Below are 12,730 nucleotides of genomic sequence, written 5' to 3' on the forward strand. Positions count from 1 at the left end.
TGTAATATGTTGGTAACCTAGCCAACGTCAACACACACTGAAAGCAGCCGAACATGGACATTCAAACCAGCCTGAACGACGGGCTTTACACCATCACCATCAACCGGCCCGCCCGGAAGAACTCATTCACCAACGCCATGTACACCGCAATTGGCGACGCCTTTCAAGAAGCCATGCACCACGCCGGTGTGAAAGTCATATTGCTGAAAGGCCACGAGGGCTGTTTTTCTGCGGGCAATGACTTGGGCGACTTTTTGAATGACCCTCCCCGCGACTTGAATGCGCCCGTGTTCCGTTTCTTGCGACTGATCAGCGTGTGCCACAAGCCGATCGTGGCGCAGGTTGAGGGTGTGGCGGTGGGCATTGGCACCACCATGCTGCTGCACTGCGATCTGGTGTATGCCTCGACCACGGCCAAATTCTCTTTGCCGTTTACCAAGCTGGGGCTTTGCCCCGAGGCGGCGTCCAGCCTGCTGTTGCCCCGTTTGGCTGGTTATCAGAAGGCCGCCGAACTGCTGCTGTTGGGCGACATGTTCAGCGCGCAAAAGGCCAGCGAATGCGGCATCGTCAGTGACGTACTTGAACCTGAAAAACTGCAGGCCCACGTGGATGCGCAAGTGGCCAAGCTGTTGGCCCTGCCGGTGCCCAGCCTGCAAATCACCAAGCGCTTCATGAAAAGCGACACCCGTCAGGCCGTGATGGACAAACTGGGCGAAGAAGGCCTGGTGTTCATCGACCTGATTCCCGAACCGCAGGCGCAAGAGGCCTTCAAGGCTTTTGGCGAAAAGCGGGCACCCGATTTTCGACAGTTTGAATTGTTCCAAACCAAGGCCAAAGCATGACAATAGCCCTTTCTGAAATTCTCGCCAGCCGCAGGCTGGAGGGCGACACCGTCACGTTCAATGCGACCGAGGACTGGATGCAGGGCCGAACCATGTTTGGCGGCTTTCTGTCTGCCTTGGCCGTGGTGGCCATGCGCGACACCTTGTCGCTCGACATTCCGCTGCGCGCTTTGCAGACCAACTTTGTGGGGCCGGTGGCCATGGGTGAGGTGCTGTACCGCACACGCCTTTTGCGCCAGGGCAAGAACATCACCCAGGTGCACTGCGAGATCTGGAGCCAAGACGCCTTCGCTGGCTTGGTGGTTGGTGTATTCGGCACAGGCCGAGAAACCGCTTTGCCCGCCAAAACCGCCGTACACACGCCGCTGCCCAAAGGGCCAGACGAGGTCATGGCTTTGCCATTCATCCCGAAGGTGACGCCCAATTTCACCCAGCATGTGGACATGCGCTGGGCCATCGGTGGCGTGCCTTACACAGGCCTGCAAAGCACGCAAAGCGGCATCCACATTCGCGCCAAAGACGCCAATTTGAGCCCGGAAATTCTGGTGGTGATGCTCAGTGACGGGCCGCCCACGCCCGTGCTCAGTTGCTTCAAAGGGCCGGTTATGGCCAGTTCCGTGTCGTGGTCGCTTGAATTGCCGCCATTGCCGCTGCAGCTCGACAGCACAGCCTGGTACCAAATCGACATGGACACGATTGCCATGTCCGAGGGCTACGTCAACCAGAGCGCCAGGCTGTGGACTGCGGACGGCAGATTGCTGTCCTTGGGTTATCAGGTGGTGGCTGTTTACGGCTGAAGCCTGGTCTGTTCTCGCGCCGCGCGCCGCCATTGGCTGGGCGTGGTGGCGTGATGGGCCTTGAAACGCCTTACAAACGACTCAATTTCGGCATAGCCCAGCCGCGCCGCAATGTCAGAGACAGATTCTGCCGTGTTACCCAACATGCGCCGCGCTTCAATCATTTTGCGCTCGATGACCCAATCCCCAAAGGTTTTGCCGGTCAGTTCGCGCAGTTTGGTTGTGAGATAGCTGGCGTTCAGGCCAAGTCGCTCGCTGGCTGTTTTCAGTGTGCATTCACCTGCAAAATGCGTGTCGATGTCACTGAACACGGCATTAATCCAGTCCTGATCAGCCCCTTTGGCCGCTGAGGGCAGCCCCGCGTTGTCAAAACAGGCCGCAGCGCGCGCAATTTGTACAAGCAGCAATTGCAAATGGGCCTTCACGACGATGTCATATCCAGCCCGCTTCTGTGCCAGTTCCTCCGCCATTTTGCCGATCACATCGTCGGTGTGTCTGAAATCGGTCTGCAGCAGCGAAACCGGACGTGTCATGCGCAACACGGGTTGCTGGAACAGGCGCTCAAGCACGCTGCCCAGCGTTGAAACCTCTTCAAGGCATTCCGCCAAAAACAGAATGACCCACGCATCCACATCACCCAGATTGCGGGCATCGTGCTGAACGCCCGGTGCAATCAGAAACACCATGCCCGGTTCAGCTTTAAACACAGTGTCACCAATGGTGTGAAACCCAGTGCCCGAGCGTATGGCCAGCAGTTCATGAAAAGTGTGCCCGTGGGGCGGCATCTTGTGCATGGGGTGCTCGTGACTGATCCGCTGTATTTCCACAGGCACGGCACTGGGTGCCTGCGGCACATACGGAAGCACATTCACACCCATGCCAATCCTTTTGCTTGAAGATTCATGTGAAAGGATTGTACGCCTGCTTTATTTCCAGCGCTTTGCCGCTTCAGCCAGCCTTGCACCGTAAAGCTTTGCCGTGGCCAGATCGCCAGAGCGTGGCGCCTCTTCGGCACTGGCGTCGGCGGGTGACTGCGCCATCAACCCTGAAAATGCTCCCAGGTGGTTGATGTCCGCAGGCGTGGAGTCTTTTTTGTTGGCGGGCATCAGGCCGGTGCCCACCCACACCATGCCGTGTTGCATGGCAAAGGTCATGAGGTAGGCGATGGTGGAGTGTTTGTCGCCGTTCAGCGATCCCGAATTGGTGAAGCCGCCCGCCAATTTGTCTTTCCAGGCCGAGGCAGCCCACATCTTGCTGGATGCGTCTGCAAATTTCTTGAATTGCCAAGCGACGGTGCCCATGTAAGTGGGTGAGCCCAGCAGCATGGCGTCCGCCTGGTTCAGCAATTCCCAGCCTTCGTCTGTCACGTCGCCGGCCGCATTGATTTCCACCAATGAAGCTTCGGTGCCAGCGACACCTTGTGCACCCGCCAGCACCGCCTCGGCCAGTTTGCGCGTGTGGCCGTAACCACTGAAATACACCACCACCACTTTTACATTGCTCATGTTGTGTTCCTGTCCTTTGATTGATTGGGGCGAAAGGCCCATTGCAGGTTAAACGGGTCGATGTGCGGTTAGTAAGGTCACACTTCCAGAATTCCCTGATCTCGATTTCGATTCCTTCGCCCATCCTGTTATTCTTGGCGCTTGTCCATCGACCTGCCGGAGATCACTTTGCGCTTTGCTTCCCTTTTTGCCTGGTTGATCCTCTGTTTTTTTGTGGCCGGCATGGGGGCCACAGCGTCGATTGATGCGGCGGCCTTTTACGCCCAGCTCAACCAGCCGGGATGGGCACCACCGGCGGGCGCATTTGGCCCGGTTTGGACCACGCTCTACACCCTGATGGCCTTTGCCATGTGGCAAGTGTGGCTGACTCCGGCGTCGCCTTTGCGCAAAGCCGCCGCCATTGTTTTTGTTGTGCAGTTGTTCTTCAACGGGCTGTGGTCCTGGTTGTTCTTTCACTGGCACTTGGGGGCCTGGGCCTTTGCAGACTCGGCCTTGATGTGGGCGCTGATTCTGGTTTGTGTGGTGCTTTTTTGGCGCTTGAAGCGAAGCGCCGGTTTGTTGATGCTGCCTTATCTGGCCTGGGTTACACTGGCCACGGCGCTGAGCTGGTATGTTTGGCAGCACAACCCAACCCTTCTGTAAGTTCGCAAGGAATTGCCCATGCAACAGATTCGTTTGACCCGCGGTTTGACCCATTATGAATTGACCGGTCCTGAAAACGGCCCGCTGATCGTACTTCTGCACGGCAGCACCATTCCCGCCTGGGTTTGGGACTGCCAGGTGCCTGCGCTGGTGGCTGCAGGCTATCGCGTGCTGCGTTACGACCAATACGGCAAAGGGCGTTCGCAAAGTCCGCGCGCAATTTACAACCGAACCCTGTACATCCAGCAGCTGCATGACTTGCTAAACGCTTTGAACCTCACAGAGCCGTTTCACTTGGCCGGTTTTTCCTTTGGCGGTGCGTTTGCTGCCCAGTTTTGCCTTCAGTACCCCGAGCGCGTGCGCAAGCTCATCCTGATTGCGCCGGTGCTCAACATGGCCTCGCGCAACAAGCTGCTCAAGTACATTCGCATGCCCATCGTGGGCCCTTTGTTTTTGGGCAAAGTCGTGTTGCCCCGCTTGACCGACCGTGCCGCAGGTTTGTGGGCTGGGTCGCCTCAAAGCGAGGCATACCGTCAGCAGTTTCAGTCGCATCTTCAAACCGAGGGTTTTTTACGCGCTTTCCGGTCATTTTTGACCAACAACGCGCTGACTGATTACAGCGAGACTTACAAGGCCTTGGGGCTGGAAGGCAAAACTGCATTGCTGATTTGGGGCAACAAGGACCAAGACATTCCAGGGGAAGACATGGCCCGAATTCGTCAATGGATGCCCGGAACGGACTATCTTGAAATCGACGGTATCGGCCACGGCACCGTGTTGCAGTCCCCGACACTCGTGAACGACAAAATGCTGGCTTACCTGGCCAGCTGATTTGCAACCAGTCACAGGCAATCTACATGCGTAATACAATTTTGATCACTTTGCTGGGTGCGGGTTTGGCTTTTGCGGCCGCTTCAACCCTGGCAGCAACCACACCTGCGCAAACGGCGCCGCGCCAGCTCATGCTGGACAAAACACGGGCCAAGTTCAGTGCTGCCTGCGAAAAGGCCAAGGGTGATCGCGATTCCATCGACCGCCAATACATCAACTGCGAATGCATGCCGACGCAAATCTATTTGCTGGAGTCGGACTTTCCGGACGGCAAAGACGTGCCTGTGGACCCATTCATTGACCGTGTGAATTATTACGTCGACATTTGCACCGCCAAGCTGATGAAGAAAACGGTGGCCAGCAGTTGTTTGAAAGGGGGTGGAGATGACAAGCCGAACGCGGATCGTCAGGCGTATTGCGCCTGCGTAGAAAAGCAGGTTCGAAGTTTGAGTGATCAGGAAATCGCGAAAGACCTGGAGACCCAAGGCAATTCAGACAAGCAGGGCAGGGTGCAGCAAGCTTTGTCAGCTTGCCGCCCCTGAGTGGTGTTTAGTCTTTGTTTTCCAGCGCCTTGTTGACACCGATGGCCGCCAGTGAGCCCAGTGCGCCAGACAGCAGGTAAAGGCCAACGTATTCCAGACCGTAGTGCGCCGACAGGCCCAAGGCGATCAGCGGCGCGAAGGCAGCACCCACCAGCCAGGCCAGGTCAGCCGTTAGCGCCGCACCGGTGTAACGGTACTTGGTCTTGAAGTTGGCTGTTACAGCGCCCGCGGCCTGACCATACGACAAGCCCAGCAAGAAACTGCCCACAAGAATAAAGATGTTCTGACCTGTGTCGCCGCCGTCCATCAGCTTGGGTACAAACCAGCTGAACACGCCAATCAGCGCGGCCAGCGTACCCAAGGTGTTGCGCCGACCGAAGCGGTCAGCCACAAAGCCCGAGGTCACAATGCCGATGGCAATCACGAAACCGCCGATGATCTCGATGGACAGGAACTCACCCACGGGTCGCTTGGAATACAGCGTGATCCAGGACAGTGGGAAAACCGTCACCAGGTGAAACAGCGCATAGCTGGCCAGCGCTGCCAAAGCACCGATGATGATGTTGCGGCTTTGCGACTGGCGCATTTCAAGCACAGGCGTGGGTTGCAACTCTTTCGCTTCCAGCAGGCGGGCGTACTCGGTTGTGGCCACCAGGCGAAGGCGTGAAAACAGCGCCACCACGTTGACCGCAAAAGCCACATAGAACGGGTATCTCCAGCCCCAGTCGAGAAAATCTTCGCGGGGCAGGCTGCTAATTAAGTAAGAGAACACGGACGCCGCCAAAATCAGGCCAATTGGCGCACCCAGTTGGCCAAGGCTGGCGTACCAGCCACGGCGGTTGGCTGGCGCGTTCAAGGCCAACAAAGAAGGCAGCCCGTCCCAGGAACCACCGAGGGCGATGCCTTGTCCAACACGCAAAAGCGACAGCAGCACAATGGCAGCAAATCCAATGTGCTCATAAGTGGGCAGGAAGGCCATGCCGGCTGTGCAAATGCCCAGCAGGAAAAGTGCGGCGGTCAGTTTGGTTTCACGGCCGAAGTAACGTTGAATGGCCATGAAGCCCATGGTGCCAAAGGGGCGGGCAATAAACGCAAACGAGAAGATCAGAAAGGCGTACAATGTGCCCTCCAGTCCTTTCTCAAATGGAAAGAACACTGCTGGAAAAACCAGCACAGAGGCGATGGCGTATACAAAAAAGTCAAAGTACTCCGATGCGCGCCCAATCACCACGCCCACCGCAATTTCACCTGGTGAAATTTGGGCGTGATGGTGCCCACTGGGTGTTGCGTGTTCTGGTTGGTGTGCAGGGAAGGTGTCGTTTAGCTGCCCATCGGCCGTGTGTGTGCCTGACATACTCATCTCCTCTTTAAAGGTACTCGTGTTGCGCTTTTGCCAAGGTGGGACAAAATGTCCAATACCCTTAAAGCGTCTATGTGAGTAAATTAACACAGTCCGAATCTGTTTTCTGGGTTTTTAAATGATTTCATTATCTCCCCGTCGATTGACACTGCTACTGCCCGCGCTCTTCCTGGCAGGCTGTAAAACAGTGGTGATGAACCCATCAGGTGATGTGGCCCGTCAACAAGCCAGTCTTATTGAAGTGTCCACTGGTCTGATGCTGCTGATCATCGTCCCCGTGATCTTCCTGACCCTGTTTTTTGCCTGGCGCTACCGCAGGAACAACACCAAGGCCAAATACGATCCGGAATGGGATCACTCCACCCAGCTCGAGCTGGTGATCTGGGGTGCCCCCCTGCTGATTATTATTGCTTTGGGCGCCATCACCTGGATCAGCACCCACCTGCTAGACCCCTACCGCCCACTGGCACGCATTGACAAAGACCGCCCCGTCGCGGCCGACGTCAAGCCGCTGACCGTGGAAGTGGTCGCGCTGGACTGGAAATGGCTGTTCATTTACCCAGAGCAAGGCATTGCCACGGTGAACGAGTTGTACACGCCCACCGACATGCCGATTCGGTTCAAGATCACGTCTTCCGCAGTCATGAACTCTTTCTATATTCCAGCATTGGCCGGTCAGATTTACGCCATGCCGGGTATGGAAACCAAGCTGCACGCCGTCATGAACAAGGAAGGCGTCTACGACGGTTTCTCAGCCAATTACAGTGGTGCGGGCTTCTCTCACATGCGCTTTAAATATTACGGCGTCAGCGAGCAAGGCTTTAACGACTGGGTTGCCAAGGTGAAGGCCAGCGGCACCGAGTTGAACAAGGCCACTTACCTCGACCTCGAAAAGCCCAGCGAGAAAGAGCCTGTGCGTTATTACGCCAGCGTAGAACCCACGCTTTACCACGACATTTTGAACATCTGCGTCAACCCAGGGCAGATGTGCATGGACAAGATGATGGCTGTTGACCACAACCGCATCAATGCGGCCTTCGCTGAACGCAATGGCGAAGGTTCCGGTCAAAACGTGGCTGAACATGCCAACCATGGTGACATGGTCGGTATGGGCTCCAAGAATTGAAGATTGAAGGTGTAGAACTATGGACTTGACTCAATTAGTATTTGGTCGACTCAGTCTGGATGCAATTCCATACCACGAGCCGATTCTTGTCGCTACCTTCATCATGGTTGCCATCGGTGGTGCCACGGTGTTGGGCCTGATCACCAAATTCCGTCTGTGGGGCCCGCTTTGGCGCGACTGGTTCACCAGCATTGACCACAAAAAGATCGGCATTATGTACATCGTGCTGGGCTTGGTCATGTTTCTGCGGGGTTTTGCAGATGCGTTGATGATGCGCGCCCAGCAGGCCATTTCGTTTGGTGACAACATGGGCTTTTTGCCCCCGCACCACTACGACCAGGTGTTTACTGCCCACGGCGTGATCATGATTTTCTTCGTGGCCATGCCTTTGGTAACCGGTCTGATGAACTACGTGGTGCCACTGCAGATTGGTGCACGCGACGTGGCGTTTCCCTTCCTGAACAACTACAGCTTCTGGATGACCACTTTCGGCGCCGCTTTGATCATGGTGTCCCTGTTCGTGGGTGAATTTGCCCGCACAGGCTGGTTGGCCTATCCGCCGCTGTCCGGCATCTTGTACAGCCCAGACGTCGGGGTGGACTACTACATCTGGGGTCTGCAGATCGCCGGTGTGGGTACGCTGTTGTCGGGTGTGAACCTGATTGTCACCATCGTGAAAATGCGTGCCCCAGGCATGACCATGATGAAGATGCCCGTGTTCACCTGGACTGCCTTGTGTACCAACGTGCTGATCGTGGCTGCATTCCCGATCCTGACCGCCGTGTTGGCCATGCTGTCACTCGACCGTTTGGTGGGTACCCACTTCTTCACGAATGAACTGGGCGGCAACGCCATGATGTACGTGAACCTGATCTGGATCTGGGGTCACCCCGAGGTATACATTCTGGTTCTGCCCGTGTTTGGTGTGTTCTCCGAGGTGGTTTCAACCTTCTCAGGCAAGCGCCTGTTTGGTTACACCTCCATGGTTTACGCCACTGTGGTGATCACCATCCTGTCTTACCTGGTTTGGCTGCACCACTTCTTCACCATGGGTTCAGGTGCCAGCGTGAACTCGTTCTTCGGCATTACGACGATGATCATCTCGATCCCGACCGGTGCCAAGATCTTCAACTGGCTGTTCACCATGTACCGTGGCCGCATCCGTTTCGAGCTGCCCATGATGTGGTCAATTGCCTTTATGGTCACTTTTGTGATCGGCGGCATGACCGGCGTTCTGCTGGCCGTTCCTCCAGCTGACTTTGTGTTGCACAACAGCCTGTTCCTGATCGCTCACTTCCACAACGTGATTATCGGTGGCGTGTTGTTCGGCGGCTTTGCAGCCATCAACTACTGGTTCCCCAAGGCCTTCGGCTTCAAGCTGGACCAGTTCTGGGGCAAAGTGTCCTTCTGGTTGTGGGTGCCTGGCTTCTACTTCGCCTTCATGCCCCTGTACGTGCTGGGTCTGATGGGTGTTACGCGCCGCATGAGCCACTTTGACGATCCCTCATTGCAAATCTGGTTCATCATTGCCGCCTTTGGCGCCCTGATGATTGCCGGTGGTATTGGCGCCATGTTGCTGCAGTTCTACGTCAGCTTCAGAAAGCGCGAGCAGAACCGCGACGTCACTGGCGACCCATGGGATGGTCGTACGCTGGAGTGGTCTACTTCATCGCCACCCCCAGACTACAACTTTGCATTCACCCCCAAGGTGTATGACAACGATGCATGGGCCCAAATGAAGAAAGAAGGCTACAAGCGCCCCACTCAGGAATTCGTGGACATTCACATGCCCAAGAACACCGCAGCCGGTTTCGTGATTTCTGCCTTCGCAGCAGTCATCGGCTTCGCAGTGATCTGGCACATGTGGCTGGTCGCCGGCCTCGGGTTCGTGGGCATGATGGCCTCAATCATCATTCACACCTTTAACTACAAACGCGACTATTACATTCCGGTTGATCAAGTTGTAAAAACCGAAAATATTCGCACACGTCTGTTGGAAAGCCATGTCTGAGATCTCTGCAACCCTGAACAGCGCCACGGGCGCTGACACAAGCTCGCGCTTTTACGTGCGCGAGCACCATCCGGAAAACGGCACACTGCTGGGCTTCTGGCTCTACCTGATGAGCGACTGTCTGGTGTTTGCCAGCCTGTTTGCAACCTACGCGGTGTTGGGCCGCAACTACGCAGGTGGCCCCACAGGTGCCGAGCTGTTCGAGCTGCCTCTGGTGGCCCTGAACACCACGTTCCTGCTGTTGTCTTCCATCACCTATGGCTTCGCCATGCTGGAGTCACAGCGCAACCGCGTGAACGCCACCATGGTGTGGCTGGTCGTTACCGGCCTGTTTGGTCTGGCCTTCCTGAGTCTGGAAATGTATGAATTCGTACACCTGATTCACGAGGGTGCCGGCCCGCAGCGCAGTGGTTTCCTGACTTCGTTCTTTGCGTTGGTGGCGACACACGGTCTGCACGTTACTTTTGGTATCGTTTGGCTGGTTACGCTGCTCTTCCAACTGAAAAAGCACGGCCTCATTCATGAAAACCGTCGCCGCTTGATGTGCCTGTCCATGTTCTGGCACTTCCTGGACGTTGTCTGGATCGGCGTGTTCACCTTTGTCTACCTGATGGGAGTACTGCCATGAGCGACCAACATCATCACGATCATCACCACGATGACCACGCCAATCACGGCACGCTGAAGAGCTACGCCATTGGCTTTATCCTTTCAGTTGTCCTGACCGCCATTCCATTCTGGATTGTCATGGGCAACGTGATTCGTCAGCCCCATGTGGCGGGTATCGTTCTGCTGGCCTTCGCAGCCATCCAGATCGTGGTTCACATGATCTACTTCCTGCACATCAACACCAGTGTTGAGGGCGGTTGGTCCATGCTGGGCTTGATCTTCACAGCCATGCTGGTGTTTATCATGCTGAGCGGTTCATTGTGGGTGATGTACCACCTGAATACCAACATGATGCCAGGCATGATGATGGATCCAAACCACGTCATGCATCAGATGCCCTGAGCCTTTCAGGGCAGCACAGCAATGACACGCAGTACCGTCAAAACAGTAGCGCTTTCACTCAGTGGGGCGCTATTGTTTTTTGCATTTGTGGCTTTGGGCACGTGGCAGGTCTACCGCCTTCAGTGGAAGCTCGACCTGATCGCCCGTGTAAACGCCCGTGTGCATGCGCCAGTGCAACCCGCACCGGGGCCAGCTCAGTGGCCCGCCATTTCCGCAAAAAGCGATGAATACCTGCATGTGCAAGCCAAAGGCGTGTTGCTGGCTGACAAATCGGTTCGGGTTCAGGCCTCCACCAACCTGGGGCCAGGTTTTTGGTTGGTCACGCCCTTGAAGCAGGCTGACAATACAATCATTCTGGTGAATCGGGGTTTTGTGCCGCCAGCCAGCGACAAACCGTTGGTTGAAACACCCAGTGGCGAGGTCATCGTGACCGGATTGGTTCGCATGACTGAACCCAAAGGCGGCTTTTTGCGAAGCAACGACCCTGCCCACAACCGTTGGTATTCACGCGATGTGCAAGCGATTGCCAAAGCAAAGCAACTTGACCACGTTGCACCGTACTTCATTGATGAAGACGCCGCCAACAATCGCCCCGACATCTACCCCGTCGGCGGCCTCACCATAGTTCATTTTCACAACAGTCATTTGGTCTACGCCATCACTTGGTATACTTTGGCACTGATGGTGCTTTGGGCTGCCTGGGTGGTTCGCAAAAAGCAGGGCGCGTAACTTGACCAAATGATGCATGGAAAATCTTCTAGCCGCTGAAGCGAAGATCGGCCACGACGCCGGTCACCGCAACATGCTGCACCTCATTCAACTGCGTTGGCTTGCCGCGCTGGGGCAAATTGCAACCATTGCGTTTGCCAAGCTGGTCATGGGTATTGATTTGCCCATGCTCCAGATGCTCACCGTGCTGGCCTTTCTGGTGGCATTCAACATTGGCAGCCATCTGCTTTGGCACGAGCAGCCCATCGTCACCAACCAAGAACTCAGCTTTGCGCTGCTGGTCGACATTGCGGTGTTGACCGCCCAGCTGTATTTCAGCGGTGGTGCAACCAACCCGTTTGCTTTTTTGTATCTGTTGCAAGTGGTTCTGGGGGTCATTCTGCTTGAGACAGGCTCCGCCTGGGCCATCATGATCATCACCAGCCTGTGCATGGTCGGGCTCACTTTGTTTTCTGAACCTTTGCAACTGCCGCCGCGCACAGGGCACAGCTTTTCGCCGCTGTACACCCAGGGGCTTTTGCTGTGCTTCATTTTGAATGCAACCTTGCTGGTGGTGTTTATTGCCCGAATCATCCGCAACGTGCGCAAGGGCGACGCGGAGTTGGCCAAGGTCAACCAGCGTGCTGCAGAAGAGGAACACATCGTCCGAATGGGCTTGCTGGCCACGGGGGCTGCCCATGAGTTGGGAACGCCGCTGGCCACGCTGTCCGTGATTCTCAACGATTGGCAGCATTTACCGGAATTTGCAGAAAATCGCGAGCTGCAAGAAGAACTGACTGACATGCAAACCGAGATCAAGCGTTGCAAGAAAATTGTCAGTGGCATTCTGTTGGCGGCTGGTGAAGCCCGAGGTGAATCGTCGGCCCGCACCACCTTGCTGACCTTTGTCAATGACGTGGCGCGTGAATGGCAAACCATCAAGCCAGTGGCGCATTTCGAATACAGCAATGAAATTTCAGAAGACTGCGAGGTGGTGTTCGATTCCACTCTGAAGCAGATGATGTTCAATTTGCTGGACAATGCCTTTGAGGCCTCGCCCAAGTGGGTGGGGTTGCGCGTGGCTGCCCGTGAAGGCACCTTGATTTTTACGGTCACCGATCAGGGGCCCGGTTTTCCGGCCTACATGCTTCGGCAATTGGGCAAGCCGTATCAATCCACCAAGGGGCGGGCTGGCGGTGGGCTTGGGCTGTTTCTGGTGGTGAATGTGGCGCGTACGCTGGGCGGGGCCGTTCAGGCTGAAAACCTGCCTGACAAGGGTGCCAAAATTGAGGTGACGCTGCCCTTGTCGTCCATTTTGTTTGAAGGAGAAACCCGCAGTGAGTGAAAAGCCCGTG

Annotated in this window: 14 protein-coding genes; 11 read left to right on the top strand and 3 right to left on the bottom strand. The window is 56.0% G+C overall.

The window, feature by feature from the left end:
- Positions 1–53: 53 nt before the first annotated feature.
- Positions 54–842, top strand: a complete 789-nt coding sequence (locus QQJ87_RS00985) for an enoyl-CoA hydratase (protein WP_284279418.1) — start codon at positions 54–56, stop codon at positions 840–842.
- The gene (locus QQJ87_RS00990) at positions 839–1,639 is read left to right on the top strand and encodes a thioesterase family protein (protein ID WP_284279419.1); all 801 of its coding nucleotides are present in this window, start codon (positions 839–841) and stop codon (positions 1,637–1,639) included. The genes QQJ87_RS00985 and QQJ87_RS00990 overlap by 4 nt, the downstream gene beginning before the upstream one ends.
- On the opposite strand, the gene QQJ87_RS00995 is transcribed toward QQJ87_RS00990, so the two are convergent.
- Both QQJ87_RS00995 and QQJ87_RS01000 read right to left on the bottom strand, forming a co-directional pair.
- Complete coding sequence (locus QQJ87_RS00995; protein ID WP_284279420.1) at positions 1,630–2,517, bottom strand: helix-turn-helix domain-containing protein; 888 nt, start codon at positions 2,515–2,517, stop codon at positions 1,630–1,632. The two genes, QQJ87_RS00990 and QQJ87_RS00995, sit on opposite strands and share 10 nt — an antisense overlap.
- Before the next feature lie 48 nt (positions 2,518–2,565).
- The gene (locus QQJ87_RS01000; protein ID WP_284279421.1) at positions 2,566–3,144 is read right to left on the bottom strand and encodes a flavodoxin family protein; all 579 of its coding nucleotides are present in this window, start codon (positions 3,142–3,144) and stop codon (positions 2,566–2,568) included.
- A gap of 168 nt (positions 3,145–3,312) precedes the next feature.
- On the opposite strand from QQJ87_RS01000, the gene QQJ87_RS01005 reads away from it, so the two are divergent.
- Genes QQJ87_RS01005 through QQJ87_RS01015 form a run of 3 tightly spaced genes read left to right on the top strand, consistent with a single transcriptional unit; the run spans position 3,313 to position 5,159 of the window.
- Positions 3,313–3,786, top strand: a complete 474-nt coding sequence (locus tag QQJ87_RS01005) for a TspO/MBR family protein (RefSeq protein WP_284279422.1) — start codon at positions 3,313–3,315, stop codon at positions 3,784–3,786.
- Positions 3,787–3,804: 18 nt separating this feature from the next.
- Positions 3,805–4,617, top strand: a complete 813-nt coding sequence (locus QQJ87_RS01010) for an alpha/beta fold hydrolase (protein WP_284279423.1) — start codon at positions 3,805–3,807, stop codon at positions 4,615–4,617.
- A 26-nt stretch (positions 4,618–4,643) separates the two neighbouring features.
- Complete coding sequence (locus QQJ87_RS01015) at positions 4,644–5,159, top strand: hypothetical protein (RefSeq protein ID WP_284279424.1); 516 nt, start codon at positions 4,644–4,646, stop codon at positions 5,157–5,159.
- Positions 5,160–5,166: 7 nt separating this feature from the next.
- On the opposite strand, the gene QQJ87_RS01020 is transcribed toward QQJ87_RS01015, so the two are convergent.
- Positions 5,167–6,513, bottom strand: a complete 1,347-nt coding sequence (locus QQJ87_RS01020) for an MFS transporter (protein WP_284279425.1) — start codon at positions 6,511–6,513, stop codon at positions 5,167–5,169.
- A gap of 124 nt (positions 6,514–6,637) precedes the next feature.
- Here QQJ87_RS01020 and cyoA point away from each other — a divergent pair, with 124 nt between their 5' ends.
- Genes cyoA through QQJ87_RS01050 form a run of 6 tightly spaced genes read left to right on the top strand, consistent with a single transcriptional unit; the run spans position 6,638 to position 12,720 of the window.
- On the top strand, positions 6,638–7,645 hold the full coding sequence (cyoA, locus tag QQJ87_RS01025; RefSeq protein ID WP_284279427.1) for a ubiquinol oxidase subunit II: 1,008 nt from the start codon (positions 6,638–6,640) through the stop codon (positions 7,643–7,645).
- Positions 7,646–7,664: 19 nt separating this feature from the next.
- Positions 7,665–9,656, top strand: a complete 1,992-nt coding sequence (cyoB, locus tag QQJ87_RS01030) for a cytochrome o ubiquinol oxidase subunit I (protein WP_284279428.1) — start codon at positions 7,665–7,667, stop codon at positions 9,654–9,656.
- Positions 9,649–10,284: a cytochrome o ubiquinol oxidase subunit III gene (gene cyoC, locus QQJ87_RS01035; protein ID WP_284279430.1), complete on the top strand. Its 636-nt coding sequence runs from the start codon at positions 9,649–9,651 to the stop codon at positions 10,282–10,284. Before cyoB ends, cyoC begins: the two co-directional genes overlap by 8 nt.
- Positions 10,281–10,667 (top strand): cytochrome o ubiquinol oxidase subunit IV, encoded by a 387-nt coding sequence (cyoD, locus tag QQJ87_RS01040; protein ID WP_284279431.1) that lies wholly within the window; start codon positions 10,281–10,283, stop codon positions 10,665–10,667. Before cyoC ends, cyoD begins: the two co-directional genes overlap by 4 nt.
- 21 nt (positions 10,668–10,688) lie before the next feature.
- Positions 10,689–11,396 carry an SURF1 family protein gene (locus QQJ87_RS01045; protein ID WP_284279432.1) on the top strand — a complete coding sequence of 236 codons (708 nt, stop codon included), beginning with the start codon at positions 10,689–10,691 and terminating at the stop codon, positions 11,394–11,396.
- Positions 11,397–11,412: 16 nt separating this feature from the next.
- Positions 11,413–12,720, top strand: coding sequence for an ATP-binding protein (locus QQJ87_RS01050; protein ID WP_284279433.1), 1,308 nt, complete (start codon positions 11,413–11,415; stop codon positions 12,718–12,720).
- The last annotated feature ends 10 nt before the right edge of the window (positions 12,721–12,730 follow it).

Source organism: Limnobacter litoralis (assembly GCF_030160455.1).
Taxonomy (GTDB): domain Bacteria; phylum Pseudomonadota; class Gammaproteobacteria; order Burkholderiales; family Burkholderiaceae_B; genus Limnobacter; species Limnobacter litoralis.

What these genes read in the sequence shown, in the direction of transcription:
- QQJ87_RS01010 (WP_284279423.1), top strand. Translation starts at nt 3,805, where the DNA reads ATGCAACAGATTCGTTTGACCCGCGGTTTGACCCATTATGAATTGACC.
- QQJ87_RS00985 (WP_284279418.1), top strand. Translation starts at nt 54, where the DNA reads ATGGACATTCAAACCAGCCTGAACGACGGGCTTTACACCATCACCATC.
- cyoD (WP_284279431.1), top strand. Translation starts at nt 10,281, where the DNA reads ATGAGCGACCAACATCATCACGATCATCACCACGATGACCACGCCAAT.
- cyoB (WP_284279428.1), top strand. Translation starts at nt 7,665, where the DNA reads ATGGACTTGACTCAATTAGTATTTGGTCGACTCAGTCTGGATGCAATT.
- QQJ87_RS01045 (WP_284279432.1), top strand. Translation starts at nt 10,689, where the DNA reads ATGACACGCAGTACCGTCAAAACAGTAGCGCTTTCACTCAGTGGGGCG.
- QQJ87_RS00990 (WP_284279419.1), top strand. Translation starts at nt 839, where the DNA reads ATGACAATAGCCCTTTCTGAAATTCTCGCCAGCCGCAGGCTGGAGGGC.
- QQJ87_RS01000 (WP_284279421.1), bottom strand. Translation starts at nt 3,144, where the DNA reads ATGAGCAATGTAAAAGTGGTGGTGGTGTATTTCAGTGGTTACGGCCAC.
- QQJ87_RS01020 (WP_284279425.1), bottom strand. Translation starts at nt 6,513, where the DNA reads ATGTCAGGCACACACACGGCCGATGGGCAGCTAAACGACACCTTCCCT.
- QQJ87_RS01050 (WP_284279433.1), top strand. Translation starts at nt 11,413, where the DNA reads ATGGAAAATCTTCTAGCCGCTGAAGCGAAGATCGGCCACGACGCCGGT.
- cyoC (WP_284279430.1), top strand. Translation starts at nt 9,649, where the DNA reads ATGTCTGAGATCTCTGCAACCCTGAACAGCGCCACGGGCGCTGACACA.
- cyoA (WP_284279427.1), top strand. Translation starts at nt 6,638, where the DNA reads ATGATTTCATTATCTCCCCGTCGATTGACACTGCTACTGCCCGCGCTC.
- QQJ87_RS01015 (WP_284279424.1), top strand. Translation starts at nt 4,644, where the DNA reads ATGCGTAATACAATTTTGATCACTTTGCTGGGTGCGGGTTTGGCTTTT.
- QQJ87_RS00995 (WP_284279420.1), bottom strand. Translation starts at nt 2,517, where the DNA reads ATGGGTGTGAATGTGCTTCCGTATGTGCCGCAGGCACCCAGTGCCGTG.